General features: G+C 60.5%; 21 protein-coding genes. 8 read left to right on the top strand and 13 right to left on the bottom strand.

The features are described from left to right. Position 1: 1 nt before the first annotated feature. Together VL52_RS04770 and VL52_RS04765 are read right to left on the bottom strand one after the other, a co-directional pair. Positions 2-736 carry a response regulator gene (locus tag VL52_RS04770; protein WP_021477931.1) on the bottom strand — a complete coding sequence of 245 codons (735 nt, stop codon included), beginning with the start codon at positions 734-736 and terminating at the stop codon, positions 2-4. Then, positions 733-1,962: an EAL domain-containing response regulator gene (locus VL52_RS04765; protein ID WP_046155957.1), complete on the bottom strand. Its 1,230-nt coding sequence runs from the start codon at positions 1,960-1,962 to the stop codon at positions 733-735. The genes VL52_RS04770 and VL52_RS04765 overlap by 4 nt, the downstream gene beginning before the upstream one ends. 281 nt (positions 1,963-2,243) lie before the next feature. Between VL52_RS04765 and fliW the strand changes: the two genes are divergently transcribed. Then, the gene (fliW, locus tag VL52_RS04760) at positions 2,244-2,687 is read left to right on the top strand and encodes a flagellar assembly protein FliW (protein WP_046155956.1); all 444 of its coding nucleotides are present in this window, start codon (positions 2,244-2,246) and stop codon (positions 2,685-2,687) included. Beyond that, positions 2,684-3,253, top strand: a complete 570-nt coding sequence (locus VL52_RS04755; RefSeq protein WP_046155955.1) for a DNA-3-methyladenine glycosylase I — start codon at positions 2,684-2,686, stop codon at positions 3,251-3,253. The genes fliW and VL52_RS04755 overlap by 4 nt, the downstream gene beginning before the upstream one ends. Positions 3,254-3,333: 80 nt before the next feature. On the opposite strand, the gene clpB is transcribed toward VL52_RS04755, so the two are convergent. Further along, the gene (clpB, locus tag VL52_RS04750; protein ID WP_046155954.1) at positions 3,334-5,913 is read right to left on the bottom strand and encodes an ATP-dependent chaperone ClpB; all 2,580 of its coding nucleotides are present in this window, start codon (positions 5,911-5,913) and stop codon (positions 3,334-3,336) included. 157 nt (positions 5,914-6,070) lie between these two features. Here clpB and VL52_RS04745 point away from each other — a divergent pair, with 157 nt between their 5' ends. Together VL52_RS04745 and mnmC are read left to right on the top strand one after the other, a co-directional pair. Further along, positions 6,071-6,544 (top strand): hypothetical protein, encoded by a 474-nt coding sequence (locus VL52_RS04745; RefSeq protein ID WP_046155953.1) that lies wholly within the window; start codon positions 6,071-6,073, stop codon positions 6,542-6,544. 97 nt (positions 6,545-6,641) lie between these two features. Continuing rightward, positions 6,642-8,624 (top strand): bifunctional tRNA (5-methylaminomethyl-2-thiouridine)(34)-methyltransferase MnmC2/FAD-dependent 5-carboxymethylaminomethyl-2-thiouridine(34) oxidoreductase MnmC1, encoded by a 1,983-nt coding sequence (gene mnmC / locus VL52_RS04740; protein WP_046155952.1) that lies wholly within the window; start codon positions 6,642-6,644, stop codon positions 8,622-8,624. A gap of 6 nt (positions 8,625-8,630) precedes the next feature. Here the strand turns inward: mnmC and VL52_RS04735 are convergent, their stop codons facing one another. Continuing rightward, entirely contained in the window at positions 8,631-9,056 is a 426-nt protein-coding gene (locus tag VL52_RS04735; protein ID WP_235429208.1) for an acyl-CoA thioesterase, read from the bottom strand. A gap of 377 nt (positions 9,057-9,433) precedes the next feature. On the opposite strand from VL52_RS04735, the gene crcB reads away from it, so the two are divergent. From crcB to VL52_RS04720, 3 genes are all read left to right on the top strand, one after another. Further along, on the top strand, positions 9,434-9,814 hold the full coding sequence (crcB, locus tag VL52_RS04730; RefSeq protein WP_046155951.1) for a fluoride efflux transporter CrcB: 381 nt from the start codon (positions 9,434-9,436) through the stop codon (positions 9,812-9,814). A 129-nt stretch (positions 9,815-9,943) separates the two neighbouring features. Beyond that, the gene (locus tag VL52_RS23105) at positions 9,944-10,396 is read left to right on the top strand and encodes a hypothetical protein (RefSeq protein ID WP_052729148.1); all 453 of its coding nucleotides are present in this window, start codon (positions 9,944-9,946) and stop codon (positions 10,394-10,396) included. A gap of 63 nt (positions 10,397-10,459) precedes the next feature. Then, complete coding sequence (locus tag VL52_RS04720) at positions 10,460-11,875, top strand: Dyp-type peroxidase (protein WP_046155950.1); 1,416 nt, start codon at positions 10,460-10,462, stop codon at positions 11,873-11,875. A 66-nt stretch (positions 11,876-11,941) separates the two neighbouring features. Here VL52_RS04720 and gltX read toward each other — a convergent pair whose 3' ends face one another. After that, positions 11,942-13,330, bottom strand: coding sequence for a glutamate--tRNA ligase (gltX, locus tag VL52_RS04715; protein WP_200895953.1), 1,389 nt, complete (start codon positions 13,328-13,330; stop codon positions 11,942-11,944). 86 nt (positions 13,331-13,416) lie between these two features. Then, positions 13,417-14,043: a LysE family translocator gene (locus tag VL52_RS04710; protein ID WP_046155948.1), complete on the bottom strand. Its 627-nt coding sequence runs from the start codon at positions 14,041-14,043 to the stop codon at positions 13,417-13,419. Positions 14,044-14,267: 224 nt separating this feature from the next. Between VL52_RS04710 and VL52_RS04705 the strand changes: the two genes are divergently transcribed. Beyond that, positions 14,268-15,695, top strand: a complete 1,428-nt coding sequence (locus VL52_RS04705) for an aminotransferase-like domain-containing protein (RefSeq protein WP_046155947.1) — start codon at positions 14,268-14,270, stop codon at positions 15,693-15,695. A gap of 27 nt (positions 15,696-15,722) precedes the next feature. Here VL52_RS04705 and VL52_RS04700 read toward each other — a convergent pair whose 3' ends face one another. The 7 genes from VL52_RS04700 to sicA form a co-directional block, all read right to left on the bottom strand. After that, positions 15,723-16,502, bottom strand: a complete 780-nt coding sequence (locus VL52_RS04700) for a hypothetical protein (protein ID WP_046155946.1) — start codon at positions 16,500-16,502, stop codon at positions 15,723-15,725. Between the two features lie 109 nt (positions 16,503-16,611). After that, positions 16,612-17,415: an EAL domain-containing protein gene (locus tag VL52_RS04695; protein WP_082113630.1), complete on the bottom strand. Its 804-nt coding sequence runs from the start codon at positions 17,413-17,415 to the stop codon at positions 16,612-16,614. Between the two features lie 67 nt (positions 17,416-17,482). Continuing rightward, entirely contained in the window at positions 17,483-17,746 is a 264-nt protein-coding gene (locus VL52_RS04690; protein ID WP_052729144.1) for an acyl carrier protein, read from the bottom strand. Between the two features lie 95 nt (positions 17,747-17,841). Beyond that, on the bottom strand, positions 17,842-18,879 hold the full coding sequence (locus tag VL52_RS04685) for an IpaD/SipD/SspD family type III secretion system needle tip protein (protein WP_082113629.1): 1,038 nt from the start codon (positions 18,877-18,879) through the stop codon (positions 17,842-17,844). An 82-nt stretch (positions 18,880-18,961) separates the two neighbouring features. Then, complete coding sequence (locus VL52_RS23750) at positions 18,962-19,831, bottom strand: IpaC/SipC family type III secretion system effector (RefSeq protein ID WP_082113628.1); 870 nt, start codon at positions 19,829-19,831, stop codon at positions 18,962-18,964. A 20-nt stretch (positions 19,832-19,851) separates the two neighbouring features. Beyond that, on the bottom strand, positions 19,852-21,618 hold the full coding sequence (sctE, locus tag VL52_RS04675) for a type III secretion system translocon subunit SseC family protein (protein ID WP_046155944.1): 1,767 nt from the start codon (positions 21,616-21,618) through the stop codon (positions 19,852-19,854). After that, complete coding sequence (gene sicA, locus VL52_RS04670; RefSeq protein ID WP_046155943.1) at positions 21,615-22,118, bottom strand: type III secretion system translocator chaperone SicA; 504 nt, start codon at positions 22,116-22,118, stop codon at positions 21,615-21,617. Before sicA ends, sctE begins: the two co-directional genes overlap by 4 nt. Between the last annotated feature and the right edge of the window lie 118 nt (positions 22,119-22,236).

Here is a 22,236-nt window from a genome sequence, read left to right as displayed (position 1 = left end):
CCTAATGCCTCGCAACGGATGGATTGGCTGCCGCCTCATCGCTGTTCGCGACATAAATCAGCGCGACGCCGTAACGCTCGCTGAAATCGCGCAGCACGTTCAACTGGTTGGCCGAAATGCTGGCGCCGCGGGGCAGCAACAGGTGTCCGGCCTTGCTGCGCAGATCGCGGGCCAGCACCGAGCCGGGCTTGACCGTGTCCAGCGACAGGCATTTCTCCGCCGGCTCGTCCTGGGAAACCGGCGCGCGGGTCTCGAACAGCCGGCCGAATACCTTCTTGTCGTACTCCGTGCCGGTGGCGACATGGTAGTAGCTGAACGGATCGATCTCAGGCCGGTTTCGGCTCATCGCCACCTGTATCGATTTCTCCACTTCCGCCGGCTTAGGCGGCTTCACGACGAAGCCGTCGGCATGCAGCTGGCTGGCGAGCACCACATTGGTTCGATCCGCGTGCCCGGACAGGAAGACGAAGGGGAGATTGGACGCATTGGCCGTATGGCCGCACCGCAGCTCCTTGAGCAGATCCATGCCATTCATCGGCTGCATCTGCACATCGCACAACACGATGTCCACGCCCCGGATATCCAAGAGACGCATGGCCGTGGTGCCGTCCGCGGCCTGGAAGATGCGGTCCTGCTTGATGCCCATGCTCTGCAGAGCCTGGGAAATCAGCGACCGGACCAAGGTCTGATCGTCTACGATCATGATGCGCAGTCGGGCCAGGTCGACAGAGCTCATCGCGCGCCCTCCATCGGACTGCCGATGAGCGCGGGGCTGCCCTCCTGCACGGCGGCCACCTCCAACGGCAACTCATCCTCCGGCACGATCATCGACACCGCGTCGCCTGCTCCCAAGCCGCACCCCATGGCCTGCGCCAACGCGATGTCCTCCTCATCCTCCAGACCGGTGGCGCACACCGGCGTCTGCCCCAGGCCGAAAGACTTCAACAGGCGGAAGGCGCCGGGGTCCTCTCCCAACAGCGCCTTCATCCACTGCAGCGCCTCCAGCGGCACGTTGACCTGATCGAAAGGCAAACGCATCAGGTTGCTGACCGTCAGCGAACCCTGGCCGAACCCGTCCGCCAGCAGGTGGAAACCCAGATACTTGATCTTGGAGATATTCTCGAAGCACACGGCGTCGGAACGCCGGTTCAGCCCGTCGGCCAGCTCGAACCCCAGACAGGCTGGCGAGACCTCGTATTGCTGCAACGCCATGAAGCAACGGTCGAACACATTGTCGGCGCACAGGCAGGCCTCATCGATCCGGATATCCACCCGGCAATCATCGATGCCCGCGGAGAGGCGAATGTGCTGCAGCAGGCGCGCCGTGCGCTCCACCACGATTTCCAGCAGGGCGGCTGACGCCATCCTTCTCCCCGCCAGCAAGGCCAGCAGGCGGTCGAACGCCAGCCTTCTGCCATCAGGCAACCGCAGCGCGCGCAGGGAAAAGGACGCCAGCTTATGGCTGGACAAGGAACGCACAGGCGCGAATTCCATCCGAAAACTCTCCCCGCCCAGCTCGGCCAGCAACTGGGCGATATCGTCGATCAGCGGCACCTCGCTGCGCTCCATCTCGTTGAATATGCTGTTGAGCGAGGAGACGAAGGCATCGGCGGAGTAAGGTTTGGACAGAAAGCGCGTGCAGCCGATGCCCAGGTTGATCGACATGTCGGCTATGGTCTGCAGGGTTTTGCCGTCATAGCCGGAAATGATGAGCAGCGCGGACTGATACCCCAGCCGCGCCACGTTTTTGATGAAATCGATCCCGTTCATGCCGGGCATGCCGATATCGGTGATCACCAGGTGGTAGCCGCCCTCGCCGATGCTGCGCAGCGCTTCGGCCGGGTCGCTGAACTCATCTATCTCCACGGCGAACCGGCTGAAGAAGCTGGCCTGCCGCGAAATCAGCTTGCGCAGCACCAGCTGATCATCAAGTATCAGGAAGCGCTTCGGTTTCAGGTCCATGCCACGTTGCCCCTTCCAGACGGGCCGGACCCGGAGCGCCGGACGCCGGGCATGCCGCCTTGCCGATAGATGAACGCTGCGTGAAAACCGCGAGACGACACGCGAAAAACGGCCCTGTCTATAACTCTAGATTTAAGACATTCGCGTAATGTCACGTAACGCAATACCATGTATAGGCTGACAAATTTGCCAGCACAAGCGGGGCCTGAGCGCGCCGTCGCGGCAAGGACCGCGCTCGGGTATCATTCCCGACGGAACCCACTTCCGCACAGGAGAACGCCATGCGCTTCGATTCCAACCAGCTCGGCAACGTCGAGGTTGATGAAACCACCGTCATCACTTTCCCGCAGGGCATTCCCGCGCTGGAAAACTGCACCCGCTTCAAGCTGTTCCACGACATCACCCACCCGGTGCCGCAAATGTACTGGCTGCAATCGCTGGACGATCCCGGCATCACTTTCAGCCTGGCGCTGCCCGAGAGGCTGGGCGTGCGCTTCCAGATCGAGCTGTCGGATGAGGAGGTCGCGCAGCTCCAGCTCCAGGAGCCGCAGGACGCCGCCATCCTGCTGATGCTATACCGCCCGCTGGACCAGCAGCGCGAATCCCACCCCGCGCTCGGCGCGCTGCAGGCCAATCTGTGCAATCCGCTGGTGATAGGCCTGTCGTCGCGGCGCGGCATCCAGAAAACCGGCCTCAAGATCGACATCCTGCTGCATACGCCATGAACGAGACCCAACGCTGCCCCTGGTGCGGCGACGATCCGCTATACGTCGCCTACCACGACGAGGAATGGGGCCGCCCCGAACGCGACGACCGCAAGCTGTTCGAGATGCTGATTCTGGAAGGCGCGCAGGCCGGGCTGTCTTGGATCACCATCCTGAAAAAACGCGAAGGCTACCGCGCCGCCTTCCACGGCTTCCATCCGGAAAAAGTGGCGGCGATGACCGACGACGACGTGGAGCGGCTGATGCAGAATCCAGCCATTGTCCGCAACCGGCTGAAAATCCATAGCGCCATCCGCAACGCCAAGGTGTTTCTGCGGATGCAGCAGGAGCACGGCAGCTTTGCCGACTGGCTATGGGCGCACGTGGACGGCAAACCCATCCTGCGGCGCCGCGGCGACGAGCGGGTGCCGGCCAGCACCGAACTGTCCGACCTCATCAGCAAAGCGCTGAAGAAAGCCGGCATGAATTTCGTCGGCAGCACGGTGATCTACGCCTATCTGCAGGCCTGCGGCGTGGTCAACGACCACCTGCCCGGCTGCTTCCTGCACCCGGCGCGCGCCGGCTGAGCCCGACGCTCCGCCATGCAAAACGGCCGCTTGCGCAAGCGGCCGTTTCTTCATACCCCGGAAGGAGAGCGGAACAAGGCTCAATCAAAAGCCAGCCGTCCCTCGCGCGCCTCCACCATCACCGTGGACTTCGGCGGGTACTTGCCGGCCAGAATGGCCTTGGCCAACGGATTCTCCAGCTCCGCCTGTATCGCCCGTTTCAACGGCCGCGCGCCGTAGACCGGGTCGAAACCGACCTCGGACAGCAGCGCCAGCGCCTCGCCGCTGATCTGCAGATTCAGCTCCAGCTTGGCCAGCCGCGCCTCCAGGCCTTTCAGCTGGATGCGGGCGATGGACTGGATATGCTTCTCGTCCAGCGCATGGAACACCACCACCTCGTCGATACGATTGACGAACTCAGGCCGGAACTGGGTTTTCACCTCCGCCATCACGGCCAGCTTGATCACCTGGTAGTCGTCGGTGGCCATCGCCTGGATCTGCTGGCTGCCGATATTGGACGTCATCACGATCACGGTGTTCTTGAAATCCACGGTGCGCCCCTGGCCATCGGTCAGGCGGCCGTCGTCCAACACCTGCAGCAACACGTTGAACACATCCGGATGCGCCTTCTCCACCTCGTCCAGCAGGATCACGCTATACGGCTTGCGGCGCACCTGCTCGGTGAGGTAGCCGCCCTCCTCGTAGCCGACATATCCCGGCGGCGCGCCGATCAGCCTCGCCACCGAATGCTTCTCCATGTACTCGGACATGTCGATGCGGATCAGGTGGTCTTCGCTGTCGAACAGGAACCCCGCCAGCGTCTTGCACAGCTCGGTCTTGCCGACGCCGGTCGGCCCCAGGAACAGGAAGGATCCGTAAGGCTTGTTCGGATCGGCGAGGCCCGAGCGCGAGCGGCGGATCGCGTCGGCCACCGCGGTCACCGCCTCATCCTGCCCCACCACCCGCTGGTGCAGCACATCTTCCATATGCAGCAGTTTCTCGCGCTCGCCGGTCAGCATCTTGGACACCGGGATGCCGGTGGCGCGGCTGACCACCTCGGCGATCTCCTCCGCCCCCACCTGGGTGCGCAGCAGGCGGTTGGGCTTGGCCTGCTCGCCGCTGCCGGCGGCTTCAGCGTCCTTCAGGCTGGCTTCCAGCTTGGGCAGCCTGCCGTACTGCAGTTCCGCCAGCTTCTGCCAGTCGCCCTTGCGCTTGAGGTCTTCCATCTCCACCTTGAGGCGGTCGATTTCCTCCTTGATGGTCTGGCTGCCCTGGGCGGCGGCTTTCTCCGCCTTCCAGATTTCCTCCAGGTCCGCATATTCGCGCTGCAGGCGCCCGATTTCCTCCTCGATCAGCTGCAGGCGCTTCTGCGAGGCCTCATCGCTCTCGCGCCTCACCGCCTCGCGCTCGATCTTCAGCTGGATCAGCCGGCGGTCCAGCTTGTCCATCGACTCCGGCTTGGAATCCAGCTCCATCTTGATCTTGGACGCGGCCTCGTCGATCAGGTCTATCGCCTTGTCCGGCAGGAAGCGGTCGGTGATGTAGCGCTGGGACAACTCCGCCGCGGCGACGATGGCCGGGTCGGTGATGTCGACGCCGTGATGGATTTCATACTTTTCCTGCAGGCCGCGCAGAATGGCGATGGTGTCCTCCACCGACGGCTCGCCGACCAGCACCTTCTGGAAGCGGCGCTCCAGCGCGGCGTCCTTCTCGATGTACTTGCGGTATTCGTCCAGCGTGGTGGCGCCGATGCAGTGCAGCTCGCCGCGCGCCAGCGCAGGCTTGAGCATATTGCCGGCGTCCATCGCGCCCTCTGCCTTGCCAGCGCCCACCAGGGTATGGATTTCGTCGATGAAGATCAGCGTCTGGCCGTCGTCCTTGGCCAGATCGTTCAGCACCGCCTTCAGGCGTTCCTCAAACTCGCCGCGGAATTTGGCGCCGGCGATCAGCGCCGCCAGATCCAGCACCAAGAGGCGCTTGTTCTTCAGGCTTTCCGGCACTTCGCCGTTGACGATGCGCTGCGCCAGCCCTTCGACGATGGCGGTCTTGCCCACGCCCGGCTCGCCGATCAGCACCGGATTGTTCTTGGTGCGGCGCTGCAGCACCTGGATGGCGCGGCGGATTTCGTCGTCGCGGCCGATCACCGGGTCCAGCTTGCCCTGGCGGGCGCGCTCGGTCAGGTCCATCGTGTATTTCTTCAGCGCCTCGCGCTGGCCTTCGGCGTCGGCGCTGGAGACATTTTCGCCGCCCCGCACTGCGTCTATCGCCGCCTGGATCGACGCATGCTGGCCGCCATGCTCTTTCAGCAAACGGCCGGTCTCGCTCTTGTCCTGGCTCAGCGCCGACAGGAACAGCTCGCTGGCGATGAAATCGTCGCCCAGCTTCATCGCGATCTTGTCGGTCACATTGAGCAGATTGGCCAGATCCCGCGACACGGTGATCTCGCCGCCATTGCCCTGCACGCGCGGCAGCCGCTCGACGGCCAACTTGAGGCCAGCCTTCAACGCCGGCACATTGACCCCGGCTCGCGCCAACAGGCCGCCTATGCCGGCTTCAGCGTCATCGAGCATCGCCAGCAGCAAGTGCTGCGGCTCGATGAAAGGATTGTCGCCCGCCACGGCGAGGCTCTGGGCATCCCCCAACGCTTGCTGGAATTTTGTGGTCAGCTTGTCGAATCGCATGGTGTCGGTTCCCTGGATGATCTGTCGATAACTTGCATTTTGGGGAGGTCGATGGCCATTTCAAGAGTTGCCAAACGCCTGGAATTGACTACGCTCAAATCACTCAATGACGTTCAAATAAAAAGACGCAGCCACCATCGCTCAGCAAGGGGAAGCCATGACGCGTATCTCATTGATCACCGCCGCATTGCTCATCTCCACCCCATCCGTCCAGGCCCAGGATTTCTCGCTTCTGCTGTTCGGCGCCTCGCTTCATCATGGCTGCACCACCTGCAACCTCAATCAAGACAATCCCGGCGCGGGCCTGGAATGGGCATTCGCGGGCAATCAGGATAATGGCCGCTGGTACGCCCGCGCCGGCGTCTATCGCGACTCTTTCCGCAAAGAGGCCAATTTCGTCACGCTGGGCTGGCGGCGAGAATGGGAAATCCTCGGTCCGATCTTCGCCGGCATCGGCCTGCAAGCCGGCTATCTGCATGGATCGGGCCACAACGGCCCTGCCGCGCTCCCAACCATCAGCCTGGGAAGCAAATCTTTCGCGTTGGAGGTCGGCTACTTGCCCAGGGTCAACGTGGGCAGCCACCACCCCAAGACCTCGGTCACCACCCTCAATCTGCGCTGGACCTTATGATCCTCTCAGGCTTGGACACACCTGATCGGCATGAGACAATGGCGCCAAATCGACCTACCCTTCCCGCCGGCCCGCCGTGGCCGGCGCAGACCACATAATGACCCACTCTCACGCTCAACTCGTCTGGCAAGACGGCCAGCCCATGTCCGCCGTTTTCGGCGACGTATATTTCTCCCGCGCCTCCGGCCTGGAAGAGACGCGCCACGTCTTTCTTCGCCATAACCGGCTGGAGGAACGTTTCGCCGCGCTGCGGCCGTCCGGCTCCTTCACCATCGCGGAAACCGGCTTCGGCACCGGGCTGAATTTCCTTTGCGCCTGGCAATGCTTCGACGCGTGCGCGCCGGCCGGCGCCAGGCTGCATTTCGTCAGCGCGGAAAAATTTCCGCTGACGCCGGCCGACCTGGCCCAGGCGCTGGCGCTATGGCCGGAGCTCTCTGCATTCGCCACCCCGCTGCTGGCGCAATACGATGTCCTGACGCCGGGCTGGCACCGCTTCGTGCTAGCCGGCGGCAGGGTGACCCTGACGCTGATGATAGGCGACGTGCTGGACGTGCTGCCGCAGCTAGACGCGCGCGTCGACGCCTGGTTCCTGGACGGTTTCGCGCCCTCCAAAAACCCCGACATGTGGCAGCAGCCGCTGTTTCAGCAGATGGCGCGCCTGTCCTCGCCGGGCGCCAGCTTCGCCACCTTCACCAGCGCGGGCGCGGTGCGGCGCGGCCTGGCCGAGGCTGGCTTCGAGGTCAAAAAAGCGCCGGGCCACGGCCACAAGCGCCACATCGTCCACGGCGGAATCGCCACCCCGCCCGACGCCGGCTGGCAGGAACCCTGGTTCGCCAGGCCCGAACCGCGCTGGCGCGAACGCAGCGTCGTCGTGGTCGGCGGCGGCCTAGCCGGCGCATCCACCGCCAACAGCCTGGCGCAACGAGGCTGGCAGGTGACTGTGATCGAAAGAATGCCCCAGCTCGCCAGCGCCGCCTCCGGCAATCCGCAGGGCGTGCTGTACACCAAGCTCTCCCCCCACCTGACGCCGCTGACCCGGCTGGTGCTGTCCGGCTACGCCTACAGCCTGCGCGCGCTGCGCGGCCTGCTGCCGGAAGGCGCCGACTGGCAAGCCTGCGGCGTGCTGCAACTGGCACATGACGCCAAGGAAGCGGAAAAACAGCAGGGGTTGGCCGGACTGGAGTTGCCCGAAACCGTGATGCGGCCGCTCGACCAGGCGGCGGCCAGCGAGCTGGCCGGCACGCCGCTGCCGTCCGGCGGGCTGTTTTTCCCGCAGGGCGGCTGGGTGCACCCGCCCGCGCTGGTGCGCAAGCTGGTCGAACACCCGAATATCGTAGTCAAGACCGGCCGCACCGCGCTGACGCTGGATTACGACCCTTCGCAGCGCAGCTGGACCGCAAGCGACGAGCGCGGCCCGCTGGCGGTGGCGTCCGTGGTGGTGCTGGCCGGCGCGGCGGAAACCGCGCAGTTCGACAGCACGCGGCATCTGCCGCTGAAAAAGATTAGGGGACAGGTCACCAGCGTCGCCGCCAGCGAGGCCAGCAGCCGGCTGCGCACCGTGCTGTGCGGCGAAGGCTACATCTCGCCCGCCCGCGGCGGCCGCCACTGCCTGGGCGCCACGTTCAAGTTCGATGCCGACGATCTCGCCGTCCACGACGACGAGCATGCGGAAAACCTGGCAATGCTGGCCGGACTGGCGCCAGAGCTGCGCGCCAGCCTGGAAAAGGACGCGCCGGAACAACTGGAAGGGCGCGCCGCCTTCCGCTGCACCAGCCCGGACTATCTGCCGCTGATCGGCCCGGTAGTGGCCGCCCGCGACTTCGTCCGCGCCTACCGCGAGCTGGCCCGCGACGCGACGCTGGAGCTGGCGGAGACATGTCCGTGGGCCGATGGCCTGTACGTCAACGCCGCCCACGGCTCCCGCGGCCTGATCACCGCGCCGCTGTCGGGGGAAATCCTGGCCTCGCTGCTGGAGGGAGAGCCGGCGCCATTGCCGGCCGATCTGATGCGGGCCGTCCATCCATCCCGCTTCCTGCTGCGCGACCTGATCCGCCGAAAACTGGACCTGGACGCGCCCTGACCGGACTCAAACCGTGGCCGTCGAACGCTCTATCGCCTCCCGGATCGCGTCCGGGATAGGCACCGACTGCTCGGCCTTGTAGTCCACCCAGACCAGCAGCACTTCGGCGCTGGCGTAGACCACTCCCGGATCGTCGCGGCGATAGAAATGATGGCGCAGCTTCAGGCTGCTGCGCCCCAGTTTTTCCAGCTCGATGGTGATGTCCAGCGTGGCGGGATAAGTCAGTTGCTTGCGGTAAACGCAGCTGGTGCTGGCCAACACCGGACCGATCCCCTCCGGCTCGATGCCGAATCCGATCCCCTGCAGCCACTCGATGCGGATCTGCTCAAGGTAGCGGAAATAATACGTGTTATTGAGATGCCCCACCGCATCCATGTCTCCCCAGCGCATGCTGATGGTGCGCGTGTCCAGCACTGGCAACGGCGTCGTCAAGGCTAGCTCCCGACTGTTTGAAAGACTTCATGATAACGGCAAAAACGGGATGCTAGGCCTATTTGCCGATTCTTTTGCGAAAGTGTTAAATACAGGCCGTTTTGATTACACCCCGTCACACAAGCCATCAACAATCATGCTACGGAAAAGGCTGGCGCATCGGGATAATGCGTCTTGTCCGGTTCACGATCTCCAACGGGATCGAGAGCGGGACATGATCGATGCCAGGTCTCCGACCGAGCCTCGATCACCTGAGCGAAGGTGCAATTCAGAGCCCCCCTGGGGCTCTTTTTTTTGCCCTCGCGCGCCAAGCCGCGCTAGTCGAACCCGCCACGCAGATGCACAATGGCCATCATTGCCCTTCATCCCTTGCCGCCATGTGGAAATCCGTTTTCGCCATCGCCATCGGCGCCGCCGCCGGCGCCCTGCTGCGCTGGTTCCTCGGCCTGCGCCTGAACAGCCTGTTCCCCTCCCTGCCGCCTGGCACGCTGGCCGCCAACCTGATCGGCGGCTACATCATCGGCGTGGCCGTGGCCCTGTTCGCCGACATGCCGGCGCTGTCGCCGCTGTGGCGCTTGCTGATCATCACCGGCTTCTGCGGCGGCCTGACCACTTTTTCCACCTTCTCCGCCGAAGTGGTGGATCTGCTGCGCCAGGGCCAGTTGCAGCCGGCGCTTGCAGCCATCGCGACGCATGTCAGCGGCTCTCTGCTGATGACCATGGCCGGCATCGCCAGCTGGCAGTGGCTGAAGCGCTGAACCCCGCGCATCCGGCGGCAAATGGCCGCCGGCGCCCCGCAACGCGGGCGCTACGTATTCAACACCATATCAAACAGACTATCTGCTTCCTATGTTTCAACCTCCAACAAACCTGTCGCGGAGGAAAACATGGCCAATCCCCTTACCCTGCTGATGCCGGTGGCGCCCCACGCGGACCTGATCGCCCTTGCCGCCACCGTCAAGGAAAATCAACCCAAGCTGCACGCGGCCCTCACCGCAATCGGCACCGTGCACTACGCCCGCACCCTGCTGCTGGACCGCGCCGTCACCAATCTGCAGCCGGGCATCAGTCCCAGCAAGGCCTATGTCCTCGCCGTCATCACCGAATACGACGGCAGCTTCGACAAATACATCCAGGACTTCGTGAAAGAGGTCGGCCCCATATTCGATGCCTTGCTGCGCTTCGTGGACGGGGCTGAGAAGCTGATCCCGGTGGCCAACAACACCTCCGCCTTCACCGCCTTCATCGCCAAGAACGACGCCTCCCAGCACGATCTGAACCAGGGCCTGTACCAAGCCTACGACGCCACCGTGCAGACGATTCTGGCCTCCTTGCCCTAAACGCTGCGCACCGTCTCCGATGCGGCAGCCAACGGCGCGCCGCATCTTTCTCCCGGAGCGACCATGAACATCCCATTCGACGACGTACAAGGCACCATCCTGCGCGGCTACCGGGTGGAGCGCGCCCGCCACTTCGTCCTGCGCATCGATGACAAGGCCGGCGCAGGCGAACTGATCCTCAAGCTGGTGGACGGACAACTGGGACTCCCGCCGATCACCACCGCCCAGCGCGGCCAGCAAAAGCCGATCCACTTCCTGAACATCAGCTTCACCCGCGTCGGCTTGTCCCAATTGGGGCTCAGCGACGCCCAGCTGCAGACCTTCGACGCCTCTTTCTACAAGGGCGCCACCAATCCGGACGTCGCCGCCGAGGTCGGCGATTGCGACGACAGCGCGCCGCAAAACTGGATAGGCGGCCTGAACGATGGCTGCCAGGTCCACGCGCTGCTCAGCCTGTGGGTGGACGGCGGCGAGGCGCCGCTGGAATCGGCGTCGGCCGCGTTGCGCCGCGCCTTCGCAGAATACGGCGTGACCGAGCTGTCCGCGCAGGATGCCGTGGCCCTGCCGGACAACCGGGTGCACTTCGGCTACCGCGACAGCATCGCCCAGCCCACCATCGACGGCGCCCCTCCGCGCAAGCGCAGCATCCCTGACGATCAGCCATCGGTGGCCACCGGCGAGTTCCTGCTCGGCTACCTCAATGAAAGCGACGGCTACTACTCGCTGCAACCGGAGGAGCTATCCCTCAACAGCAGCTTCGCCGCCTTCCGCATCCTGGAACAGGATGTCCCCGGCTTTGAAAGCTTCCTGCAGACCTATGCCGGCCAGTTGGGCATGGACGCCGAAATGCTGGCAGCCAAGGTCTGCGGCCGCTGGCGCAACGGCAACCCGCTGACCCTGATGCCGACCGATGAAGGCTCCACGCTGCCGCCGGATCAGCTCAACGCGTTCCACTATGTCAGCAATGACGCGAAGCAGGACGACACCCTGGGCTTGAAGTGCCCGATAGGCTCGCACATCCGCCGCAGCAACCCGCGCGACGGCGGCGTGGTGGGCGCCGGCAGCCCCTCGCACCGCATCGTGCGCCGCGCCATGCCCTATGGCCCGGAATACGATCCGGCCAAGCCGGACCAGCAGAAACGCGGCCTGGTCGGCTATTTCATCAACGCCAGCCTGAGCAACCAGTTCGAATTCTTGACCAGCCAGTGGATACTGGACTCCCAATTCGTCAAATCGGCCACCGGCCCCGGCGGGTCGGAACAAGGCAACGCGGTGTTCAACATCAGCGGGGAGGATGTTTTCCTCGGCGTCAATCACGTGGACCAAAGCTCCTTCACCGACGCCCGGCCCGGCGCCAAGGGGCACGGAAACAAGCGCATCACCGGCTTCCCCCGGCTGATCCACACCCGCGGCGGCGCCTATTGCTTCTTCCCCAGCATCAGCGGCCTGCGCTACCTGGCCACGCTGGCTTCCGGCTGACGGCAAACAAAACCCCCGCGGCCCATCAGGACGGCGGGGGTAGGCTGATGCCGATCTTCCGGAAAATCAGCCGCGGATGCGGCGCAGCACCTCGTCCTTGCCGATCAGGGCCAGCACCGCGTCCACCGACGGCGTCTGGGTGGTGCCGCACACCAGCACGCGCAGCGGCATGCCCAGCTGGCCCATCTTGATGCCTTCGTCTGCGCAGAACGGCTTGAACAGCTCGTGGATGGATTCGGCGGTCCAGGCTTCCAGCGCGGCCAGACGATCGGCGAAGCGGCCCATGCGCTCGACGGCGTCGCCGGCCAGATGCTTTTCCACGTCGGCGACGGCTGGCTCGCGCTTCTTGTAGAAGTAATCGACTTCCAGCGCCAGCGCGTTCAGATCCTGCACACGCTCCTTGACCAGCGCCAGCACGTCGCCGATGGCCGGGCCGCTAGCGGTGTCGACATTGGCGGCGGCCAGGCGCGGCGCGATCAGCTCGGCCAGCCGGCCATTGTCGGCTGTCTTGATGTGCTGGGCGTTCAGCCACATGAATTTTTCCTGGTTGAAGCGGCTGGCGGACGGGCTCACCGCCTCCAGGCTGAACCACTCGACAAACTGCTCCATGCTGAAGAATTCGTCGTCGCCGTGGCCCCAGCCCAGGCGCGCCAGGTAGTTCAGCAGTGCTTCCGGCAGAATGCCCTTGTCGGCGTAGTCCACCACGCTGACCGCGTCGCGGCGCTTGGACATCTTCTGGCCGTCTTCATTCAGGATCATCGGCAGGTGGCCGTACACCGGCAGCGGCGCGTTCAGCGCCTGCAGGATATTGATCTGGCGCGGGGTGTTGTTGACGTGGTCGTCGCCGCGGATCACATGGGTGATCCGCATGTCCCAGTCGTCCACCACCACGCAGAAGTTATAGGTGGGGCTGCCGTCCGGGCGGGCGATGATCAGGTCGTCCAGCTCTTCGTTGGAGATCTCGATGCGGCCCTTGACCGCGTCGTCCCAGGCCACCGCGCCGGCGAGCGGCGTCTTGAAACGCACCACCGGCTGCACGCCTTCCGGGATGGCCGGCAGGGTTTTGCCGGCTTCCGGACGCCAGCGGCGGTCGTAGCGCGGCTTGTCGCCGCGGGCTTCCTGCTCGGCGCGCATCGCTTCCAGCTCTTCCTTGCTGCAGTAGCAGTGGTAGGCGTGGCCGCTGGCCAGCAGTTGCTGGATCACTTCCTTGTAGCGGTCGAAACGATGGGTCTGGTAGAACGGACCCTCGTCATAGTCCAGGCCCACCCAGTGCATGCCGTCCAGGATCGCCTTCACCGATTCCGGCGTGGAGCGCTCCAGATCGGTGTCTTCGATGCGCAGCACGAACACGCCGTTGTTTTTGCGGGCGTAAGCCCAGGAGAACAGCGCGGTGCGCACGCCGCCGATGTGCAGGTAACCGGTGGGGCTGGGGGCGAAACGGGTACGGATCATGATGGGTTGGACTCTGAGAAAAACACAAAGGCGTTATTGTACGCCGCCAACAAAAAAGCCCGCAAACGCGGGCTCGGGAAAAATCGGGCTCAAACCATCAAGGCGGCCAGCGAATGGGCCGGCAGCATCTCCGCCAGCAGCCACACCGCGGTCAACGCCAGCATCGCCGCCATGCCGCAATTGAAGGCTCGCAGCCGCAGCGGCGAGTCCAGAAAACGGCGGATGGCGACGCCGGAGCCGGCCCACGCCGCGATGCACGGCAGGCTGGTGACGAAGGACACCAGGGCGAACACGCCGGCCGCGTGCCAGGGATTCATCTGAGCCGGCAGGAACACCATCACCAGGTTGAAGCCCATCAGCCACACCTTGGGATTCAGCCAGTTGAACATCAGTCCGCCCCAGAAGCCCATCGGCCGCGCGCCGGCGTCGCCCGCCTTGGCCTTGCCGGCGCGGGCCAGGTTCCAGGACAGCCACAACAGATAAACGCAGCCGGCGATGGCCAGGTAAAGCTGCAAGGACGCCATCAGCGACATCAGCGCGCCCAGGAACAGCGACAACAGGCCGATTTGCAGCGACAGGCCCAGCGCCATGCCAAGCAGGGACGGCAGCGTGCGGGAAAAGCCGAAATTCACGCCGGACGAGGCCAGCACCAGATTGTTGGGGCCTGGGGTGATGGACATCACCAGCAGGTAAGTGACAAGCGCAAGCAGATTCATGACGACTCCCGAAACCGCGGCCGGCAACGCGCCGGATCCTCCGGGGCAGATCCCCGATTCAAGGTCGTCATGTTAGGCGTTTTGACTGGACAATTACAGATTCAGAAAAATAGAATTGAGACCATAACAGTTTTGAATTGACCAAACTGTTATGGTCGGTTTCATTCAAAACTGTACCGAAGCCCAAAACAATCTGTACCTCATACCCTGCCGAGGAGCTCCGCATGAGCGGCGAGACGCTGTACCAGCAACTGGTCAACGAATGGACAGAACTGATCCAAAACGGCACCGTGCGCCCGGGCGAGCGCCTGCCTTCGGTGCGCAAGGCCTGCGCAATACACAAGGTCAGCCCGTCCACCATCCTTCAGACCTACCGCATGCTGGAGGACCGCGGCCTGATCGAGGCCCGGCCGCAATCCGGCTTCTACGTCAAAACGGCCGCCAGCCTGCCGCTGCCCCGGATGCGCCGCCAAAGCGCCGTCCACCACACCGGAGAAGTGGTGGACCAGATCGAAGCGGTGATGGGGGTGCAGAACCAGGCCGACTTCATCGACCTGTCGCTGGCCAGTCCGCGCGGCAGCGACTTCTACCCCACCACCCGCTTCAAGCACATCATGGGCCGGCTGCTGCGCCAGCAGCCGGAGCTGACCACCGACTACCCCTTTCCGCCCGGCTCGGAACGGCTGCGGCGCCAGATCGCCCAGCGCGCGGTCAGCTGGGGCTGCGTGCTGGCGGCGGACGAACTGGTGATCAGCAACGGCTGCACCGAGGCGCTGCAGCTGGCATTGCGCGCCGCCTGCAAGCCGGGCGACACGGTGGGCGTGGAGTCGCCGACCTATTTCGCGCTGCTGCCGATGCTGAAGGACCTGGGGCTGGCGGTGATCGAGATCCCCACCCATCCCACCAGCGGCCTGGCGCTGGACGCGCTGGAGCTGTTGCTGTCGGAAAAGCGGCTGAACGCCATTGTCGCGATGCCCACCGTGCACAATCCGTTGGGCAGCACCATGCCGCCCGAGGCCAAGCGGCGGCTGGCGCAGCTTGTCAACGACTATCAGGTGCCGCTGATCGAGGACGCGCCGCACGCCGAGCTGTTCTACGGCGCCGCGACGCCGGACGCGGTCAAGGCTTACGACCGCGACGGTTGGGTCCTCTTGTGCTCCAGCTACAGCAAGACATTGGCGCCGGGCTTTCGCATCGGCTGGATCGCGCCAGGCCGCTTCCTCAGCGAGGTGCGGCGGCTGAAATTCTCCAGCAGCCTGGGCCAGCCGGCGCTGCTGGAGGAGACATTGGCCGAATACCTGGAAAGCGGCGGCTATGACCACCACCTGCGGCTGATCCGCCGCCACTTCATCAGCCAGATGGAAAAACTGCGCGGCGCGGTGGCTCAGCACTTCCCGGACGGCACCCGCGCCACCCTGCCCTCCGGCGGCTGCCTGCTGTGGGTGGAGTTGCCCAGCCACGCCGACACCATGGAGCTGTTCCGCGCCGCGCTGGCCGAACGCATCACCGTGGTGCCCGGCGCGATGTACTCGGCCAAGGGGCGTTACCGCAACTGCCTGCGGCTGTCGTGCTGCTATCCGTGGAACGATGCCTACCAGCGGGCGCTGGTCCGGGTTGGGGAACTCGCGGGAGAGCTGGCGGACAGGGGCTGATCCCCGCTCCAAGCCGCAGACAGGCAGTCAGTCTTCCGCATTTGGCGCCAAACTCTGCGGATTCGCCTTGCGCCGCGGCGGCGACGCCGGGATCAAGGAGCAGTTCAACGCCGCGATATCCATGAATTCATGCAACATGTCCAGGCTGCGGGTGGTGGCCTCCTGCTTGACCAGAATGTTCTGCTCCTCCATTTGCAGCGTTTCCCGGATCGCCGCCAGAATTTCCCCCTTGGAACGCAAACCCTTGTCCTGTTCGATCTCATCCAGCTTGTGCAATAAGTGCTGCACGATCATCCGCGGCGAACCATCCCGCTCCTGCTCCGCCTGATGCTCGTACGACTTCAACAGATCGTCGATCTCGCGCGCGATGATTTGCACCTGCGGCTCCGGCTTTACCTGCTTGCGTTCCCAGTGCGACACCGCCACCTTCCGCCGACCGAACAACTGGGCAAAGGAATCCTGGTTTATCGACAAGCGCAGGCGCAAGGTCGGCATATCCACCTGGCCGAATGGAAAGCGCTCCGGGTGCGCCGCATACCAGCGCACCAGATTGGCGATCGCGCCATCCACCGGCAGATCCGCGTTCTTCTTGACGATGGTCGACCACCGGCCATGAGTCTGAATGCCCAGGGCCGCCAGCGCCTGGGCGACGGTCGCGCCAAAATACTCTTTGAAAGTATCCAGATCGCGCCCAACAATCGGCCTATCCTCCGGGAAAGCCAGCACCACCGGCAACCTGGAGGCGATGGCGCCGCCCAACTGCTCGTTGCCGCGTTCAACCGGAAGAAGCGATTTTTGTTCAGTCATGTCCACCCCAATGATTATGCGGCTTGGCGCCGCAGAATCGATGGAGTATACCTCAGCCATAGACAGAACCGCTCCCCGTTCCCATCTCGCTTGACAGCCCCATCCAGGCTTAGCGCTCCACAGCGCTTTTGGTCAGCAACGACAGGAAATCGGCGCTGGATACCGCCGGGGAGAACAGAAAGCCTTGCCAATAGTCGGCGCCCATATCGCAGATAGCCGCCAGTTGCTCCGTGGTTTCCACGCCCTCGCAAACGCTTTCCATGCCCAGATCGGCAATCATTTGAAGCAGATTGCGCATGATCAGGCGATCGCGCTCGCAAGCCACTATCTGCCGGGTGAGGCTGCAATCGATCTTGACGCTGGTGGCGGGTATCAAGCGCAAATATTCCATCACCGAAAACCCGGTGCCGAAATCGTCGATGGCGATGCGCGCGCCCATACGGCGCAACTGCGCGGCGACGTCGGCAAGCAAAGCCATGTCCTTCGGACGATACGATTCGGTGATCTCAAACTCTAGCCACGCCGGATCCACCTCCATCTCATCCATCAGGCTCGCCACCCGGCGCGGCAGTTGCGGTGTCATTTGCCGGCCCGACAAATTGACCGCCATCCGGAAACCCGCCGGCAACGGCGCGACACGCTGCCAGGACTTTATCTGCCGGAAAACAGATGCCAGGCTCCAGTCGCCCAGTTCGACGATATAGCCGCTCTCCTCCGCCAAGGGAATGAAATGCGCGGGGCTGACCGCCCGCCGCGCCTGCACGCTGTCCCAGCGCATCAGCGCCTCGGCGCCGGCTATCCGCAAAGTCTTGCAAGACAATTGCGGCTGGTAGCACATCCTAAACTCGCCATCTCTCAGCGCGTTCGCCAGCACCGCCCTGCCAGGCAACGCTTGCACCTGTTCATGGATCATCTAGTCATCTCGCTCGAACATCCGGCTCAAGCAGGTGGTACCGGCTCAAAGCCGGAATCCTGCCACCTCAAGCTTCACGCTCAGCCTGCGCGTCCAGCAAGCGCCTGACAGCGGCATACACATCCGCCACCGTGTCGATGGCGGCCACGTCCTCGGCGCGGATTTCTATGCCGAATGCCTCATTCAGCCCCATCACCATTTCCAGCAACTCCATGGAGTCGGCATATAGCTGATCCACCAAGCGCGCCTGGGGAGCCAGATAGCGTTCATCCACTCCAAGGGCCATATGCAATACCGCCCGGGCTCTATCCTCCACCTCATCCACCGTCATGCGATTCCTCTTTCCAAACCAGCAAATACACCGAACAGCCTCAATCTAAATATCGACACCCGCCGCTCAATCTTCAAAATCTCTTATTGCTTCGATTAAATCTGCAGAAACAATTTGTCTGTTTCCAAGCAAGCCGTAATGGTGCTGCTTAATATCTTTACCATATTGTCGAATGTTGAATTTGCATTGCTGTATTTCTGCGTCAAAACCTGTAGCGTATTCTTCAGCTGTTCCGCCTGCGAGTCGAAGCCGGATTTCCACGCCTGAAATGCAGCGCTATCCAGGCTGTCCGGTTTTTTCAAGTTATTCAGATTCTCTGTCATCTTATCCAGCACCGACGTATCTATCTTTACTTGATTGCCTTCCAACTTCAACCCATTAGACGCCCCACTATCCTTGCCCGTCATATCTTTAAACCATTTGGCAGCATCATCTCCTTTGTACAAAACCAAATCGCTCTTACTAACTACATCACCCAGCGCATCCGTCATATCCTTCACGTGCAAGTTAATCTTGTCCGCTTTACCATCCCCGCCACTGACAGACTCAACCCACCCCCCTATCTTGCCCAAGACCATATCGCTGAAGTTCTTGTAAAAATCGGTATAGGTGCTGACAATTTTTTGATATTGCTGCAAGTAATTTTTATTCAGGCTGTCAATGCCATCGTGAACCTTCCCCCATAGTTCAACATCGCTAAAAAGAGAAGCTTTCCTCCCCTCGGCAAACTCCCGCACGTCTTCTTTGGCCAATTGCGGCGCCAATCGCGCCATTTGCGGAAAACTGGAGAGCAATGACCTAGCATGCGCCGGCACCTTCACGCCACTGGCGGACAAGGCGCTCAAATTGGTTTTCAGCTGATGCGCGGCCAAATCCTTATCATCCAACATATCGGTATCTGGCAACAGCCCCATATCCAATGCATTCTGCACAGGAAACAACGTGTCACGCATGCGGTTCGTTGCATGCAAGGTATGAACCAGCTGCATAGTTTCAGCAGGCAAATTGGAAGGCCTGCCATTCTTAACTTCAGAACCAGGCTTGGTTGGCGAATCAGCTGATGGATCGGCACTGATCACAAACTGAGACTGCGGCATCAGCGCCGGCTTAAAATCCTTAACCCCATCAAGCATGCCCCACCTCTACTCCCCCAATATGAAATTCCTTGAACACCGAGCGCATCCCACCTGCCTATCAAGCAAACCATCAATGATATCAAGCACGTATATTCCCAGCGATCTCACCCATTGTGGCTGCTATATTCTGAAAAATCTCTCGCACTTGGTTGATCAGGTTCTGAATCTGCTCGCTAGCGCCTTTCTTCTGCTCTTGCTCATTTTGGGCTACCGTGCCTGCCGACTTCCCAATCGCTTCATCTATTATTGCTTCCGCCTGCTTGTAAGTTCCCATTAAATTAATCGGGGCCGCAAAAACCGTAGCAAAACCTTGTGCGGAAGTGGAAAAGAATTCACCACGAATCTCCAGCTTCTTGGCATTTACATACTCAGGGGATTTTTCCCCAGGCGCTTTTTGCTGCCCATTCAAACCTTCATTTTTGAGCTTGGCCCCATAAAAACTCATGCTAATCTGCACGCCGCCCTGAATAAATGCCGCAGTCATCGCATACATGCCCTGCTGGCGAATATCAGCGGCTTGATGCTTGGCCGCAGCAAAACTGATTTCAATGAATTTGCTTTCCATTTTACTATTAGCAGCGCGTATTTTAGACATGACATCGACCAATAAAATCATGATCATCGTGAACGCATTGGACATCCCACTAACATCAAAACTTGGATCATCTAGTTTTCTGGAAATAGATTCAGCGCTATAAGACAAATTCAGATCTTGCAGTTTCTCATCCCAGAACTTCATTACCCCTACCGTCACCTTAACTTTAGGCGTAGTTAAATCAGGGCTACCAGGGGATAAATACGAACCATGCCCACCAGTGCCGACAATGACTATAGAAGCGAAAGCAACTGTCCCCCCTGATGCGGTAGGGGACGTCCCTCTTAACGAATCTGTGCCATCGTTAGGTAAAAAAACTGCGTTACCGGTATAATAACTCTCTATCGCGGCCATTTATTTATTCCTCCAAGTAGTCAAGCGTGGCTGTGCCGCAGCACATGGCGACCAGCATCTTCGTTCTGCTTCAAGCTGGATGAGATGGTTGCAATCAAGTCTTGGCCGATTTTAAAGCTAGCCCCATAAGTCTCCACCGCCTCATTCATCCACTGTTTGATTTTGTCCAGCTCCGCCCTGCCTAGCACGATATCCGCCAATGCATCGCTTTTCTTTTTCTCAGCAACGCCGCGTGCGCCAGATGTGGCGCCATCAGCCACAGCCAGGCCACCTTGCGAATAATTAATCATTTTCTTGACACGCAAGGTCTGCCATTCCATTTTTTGAGTCTCATTCAAACCAGCAGGCATATTTTTCTCGCTTGCTAGAAAATCCTTGCCTTTCTGCATGACACGAGAAAATCCTTTGCTTATGCCGCTGGAAAGATTTTTCAGCACTTGCGGCACTAAATTCTTCATTTCATCTGTTATTAATTTCCCGATCACATCGCCCATTTTGCTGGCTATGCTTTTACCCACAGTGGCTACCAGTGCCATGACCGCCACCATTGCAATGGCAGCAATGATCCCCCCCACAATATGCCCGACCATCTCAGCGGTATCTTTACTCACGCCAAAACTCTCCAACATCTTGCTTATCATTTTGCTCAAAGCCTCCATCAGAGGCTTTAATATCGCATCCATCAGAGGCTTCATCGCGGCCTCCATGAATGACTTTCCGGTTATCGCTTTCCCTACTTCATCTGCAACCATCAGGCCCAGACCTACAGCGGCCAACGCCAGGCTAGCGCCTCCGGTAAAAATAGCGCCAACTACGCTAACTGCAGTCAATATAAATCCCAATATCTTCCCCAAACACCCCAATGCCTCCGACTTACGCTCCTCTTTTTGAAAATCTTCTGACTTTTTCTCCATCTCTTTCTGGCGCGACTCCTGCATTGCCTTAAACAACGCAAGATCATTATTTAGGCTTCTCTCGGCATTCTCACCTACCAGCTTGGAGAACTCGGCCAATTGCGCAGTCAGTTGCGCCATATTCGTCAGATGCAGCTTTGCTCCATCCTTGACTATTTCACTATTGCCATTAGTGTTAATAATTTCAGAGTACTTCTTATTGGCAAGATTAGCTTTTTCATTAGCCACTCTGCCAGCCGCAGCCGCATCACTTGCAGAAGTATCAGCCTTTCCTTGCGCAGTTTTATAAGTAGCCTCCGCACTATCATATGCAGCTTTAACTTTGCCATACTCAGGATCATCCTCAGCCAAGCCATTCAACTTGTCCTTGGCCGTATCCCTATCACCCTTGGCTTTATCAGCTGCATTTTGGTCATTCTGTGCGGCTTCGTTTTTTTGCTTAAACTCTTGCGTCGCCTTATCCGAATCATTAACCAAATTAGTAAATTCTTGCGAGCTTTTTTCCCCTGCCAACCTCTGCGACTTCATCAATGCCTTCCAGACGCCTAGCTGAGCCTCCAAGCGCTGAATATTAATATTGCCTAGCAACCTAATCAGCTCACCAATTATCTTGACTAACATGCCCCCCTTATCCAGTTCGCTTTTCGCTTTAGGCGTCGGGCTCGTCAAATTAGGAACAGAGGTCGATGTTTTTGTCTTTTCACCTCCCCACTCCGCATTCGTTTCCTGATAATTCAACACACTAACAGTAGACAGATGAATTGTATCAATGAATGAGCCAGGCTTTCTCACCTTCTCTGATATGACATCAAGAATCCGCTGATGCTCCGGGGGATAATTTACATTTTGATTAATAGAATCGATGCTACTCATGCTGGCTCCTCATTATGCGCACTGGCTTCTACATCTTCAGCATCCTGCAATGCGTCTAAATAGACCTGCGCCTTGGTGCGTAGCGCTTGGTCATCGCTATATTCACACACCAATTCAAAACATTGCTTAGCCTTGAATGCCTTGAGCATGCCCAATTGGCATTGCCCGATAAAAAACAGCGGCCGATAATCGCTTTTTGCTTGAGCAAATGCCAGCGCATACAAATCAGCCGCTTTTTGATACTGTTTTTTTAACTGATAAACAGCAGCCAGGCCAATGATGTAGTCCGGGTTGTAAAAGTCATAGATACAGAGAAAGCGAAAGAAAGTTTCAGCATCATCCAACTTGCCTTTCTGATAAAAATCGTATGCATGCGCATACAAACCATCCATCATGTCCTGCGGTATGCCATTAAGATCCTTCAAGGTAGCGCCTTCGCGCACTGCCTCCCATACCATCTCGGCATACTTTTTCTGATCTTCGATATCGTTCAAATTCATTATTCCGCTCCCAAGTAATCTATGTTCATCGGGGAAATGTCAGCGGGAAACGGCCATGCAAGAACCGCTGCCATCATTAAACCCGGATCGCCAACAACAAACATTCAAGAATCGCTCA

Source organism: Chromobacterium vaccinii (assembly GCF_000971335.1).
In the GTDB taxonomy this organism is placed as follows: Bacteria; Pseudomonadota; Gammaproteobacteria; order Burkholderiales; family Chromobacteriaceae; genus Chromobacterium; species Chromobacterium vaccinii.
Note: the sequence above shows the minus strand (reverse complement) of the source record. Positions and strands in the feature narration are given on the sequence as shown.

Excerpts from the sequence above, each read along its gene's own strand:
- sicA (WP_046155943.1), bottom strand. The coding sequence starts at position 22,118 with ATGAATTTGAACGATATCGAAGATCAGAAAAAGTATGCCGAGATGGTA.
- VL52_RS04745 (WP_046155953.1), top strand. The coding sequence starts at position 6,071 with ATGACGCGTATCTCATTGATCACCGCCGCATTGCTCATCTCCACCCCA.
- VL52_RS04700 (WP_046155946.1), bottom strand. The coding sequence starts at position 16,502 with ATGACTGAACAAAAATCGCTTCTTCCGGTTGAACGCGGCAACGAGCAG.
- sctE (WP_046155944.1), bottom strand. The coding sequence starts at position 21,618 with ATGAGTAGCATCGATTCTATTAATCAAAATGTAAATTATCCCCCGGAG.
- VL52_RS04685 (WP_082113629.1), bottom strand. The coding sequence starts at position 18,879 with ATGCTTGATGGGGTTAAGGATTTTAAGCCGGCGCTGATGCCGCAGTCT.
- VL52_RS04690 (WP_052729144.1), bottom strand. The coding sequence starts at position 17,746 with ATGACGGTGGATGAGGTGGAGGATAGAGCCCGGGCGGTATTGCATATG.
- VL52_RS23105 (WP_052729148.1), top strand. The coding sequence starts at position 9,944 with ATGGCCAATCCCCTTACCCTGCTGATGCCGGTGGCGCCCCACGCGGAC.
- VL52_RS04770 (WP_021477931.1), bottom strand. The coding sequence starts at position 736 with ATGAGCTCTGTCGACCTGGCCCGACTGCGCATCATGATCGTAGACGAT.
- VL52_RS04710 (WP_046155948.1), bottom strand. The coding sequence starts at position 14,043 with ATGAATCTGCTTGCGCTTGTCACTTACCTGCTGGTGATGTCCATCACC.
- fliW (WP_046155956.1), top strand. The coding sequence starts at position 2,244 with ATGCGCTTCGATTCCAACCAGCTCGGCAACGTCGAGGTTGATGAAACC.
- VL52_RS04695 (WP_082113630.1), bottom strand. The coding sequence starts at position 17,415 with ATGATCCATGAACAGGTGCAAGCGTTGCCTGGCAGGGCGGTGCTGGCG.
- crcB (WP_046155951.1), top strand. The coding sequence starts at position 9,434 with ATGTGGAAATCCGTTTTCGCCATCGCCATCGGCGCCGCCGCCGGCGCC.
- clpB (WP_046155954.1), bottom strand. The coding sequence starts at position 5,913 with ATGCGATTCGACAAGCTGACCACAAAATTCCAGCAAGCGTTGGGGGAT.
- VL52_RS23750 (WP_082113628.1), bottom strand. The coding sequence starts at position 19,831 with ATGGCCGCGATAGAGAGTTATTATACCGGTAACGCAGTTTTTTTACCT.
- VL52_RS04755 (WP_046155955.1), top strand. The coding sequence starts at position 2,684 with ATGAACGAGACCCAACGCTGCCCCTGGTGCGGCGACGATCCGCTATAC.
- VL52_RS04765 (WP_046155957.1), bottom strand. The coding sequence starts at position 1,962 with ATGGACCTGAAACCGAAGCGCTTCCTGATACTTGATGATCAGCTGGTG.
- VL52_RS04705 (WP_046155947.1), top strand. The coding sequence starts at position 14,268 with ATGAGCGGCGAGACGCTGTACCAGCAACTGGTCAACGAATGGACAGAA.
- VL52_RS04720 (WP_046155950.1), top strand. The coding sequence starts at position 10,460 with ATGAACATCCCATTCGACGACGTACAAGGCACCATCCTGCGCGGCTAC.
- mnmC (WP_046155952.1), top strand. The coding sequence starts at position 6,642 with ATGACCCACTCTCACGCTCAACTCGTCTGGCAAGACGGCCAGCCCATG.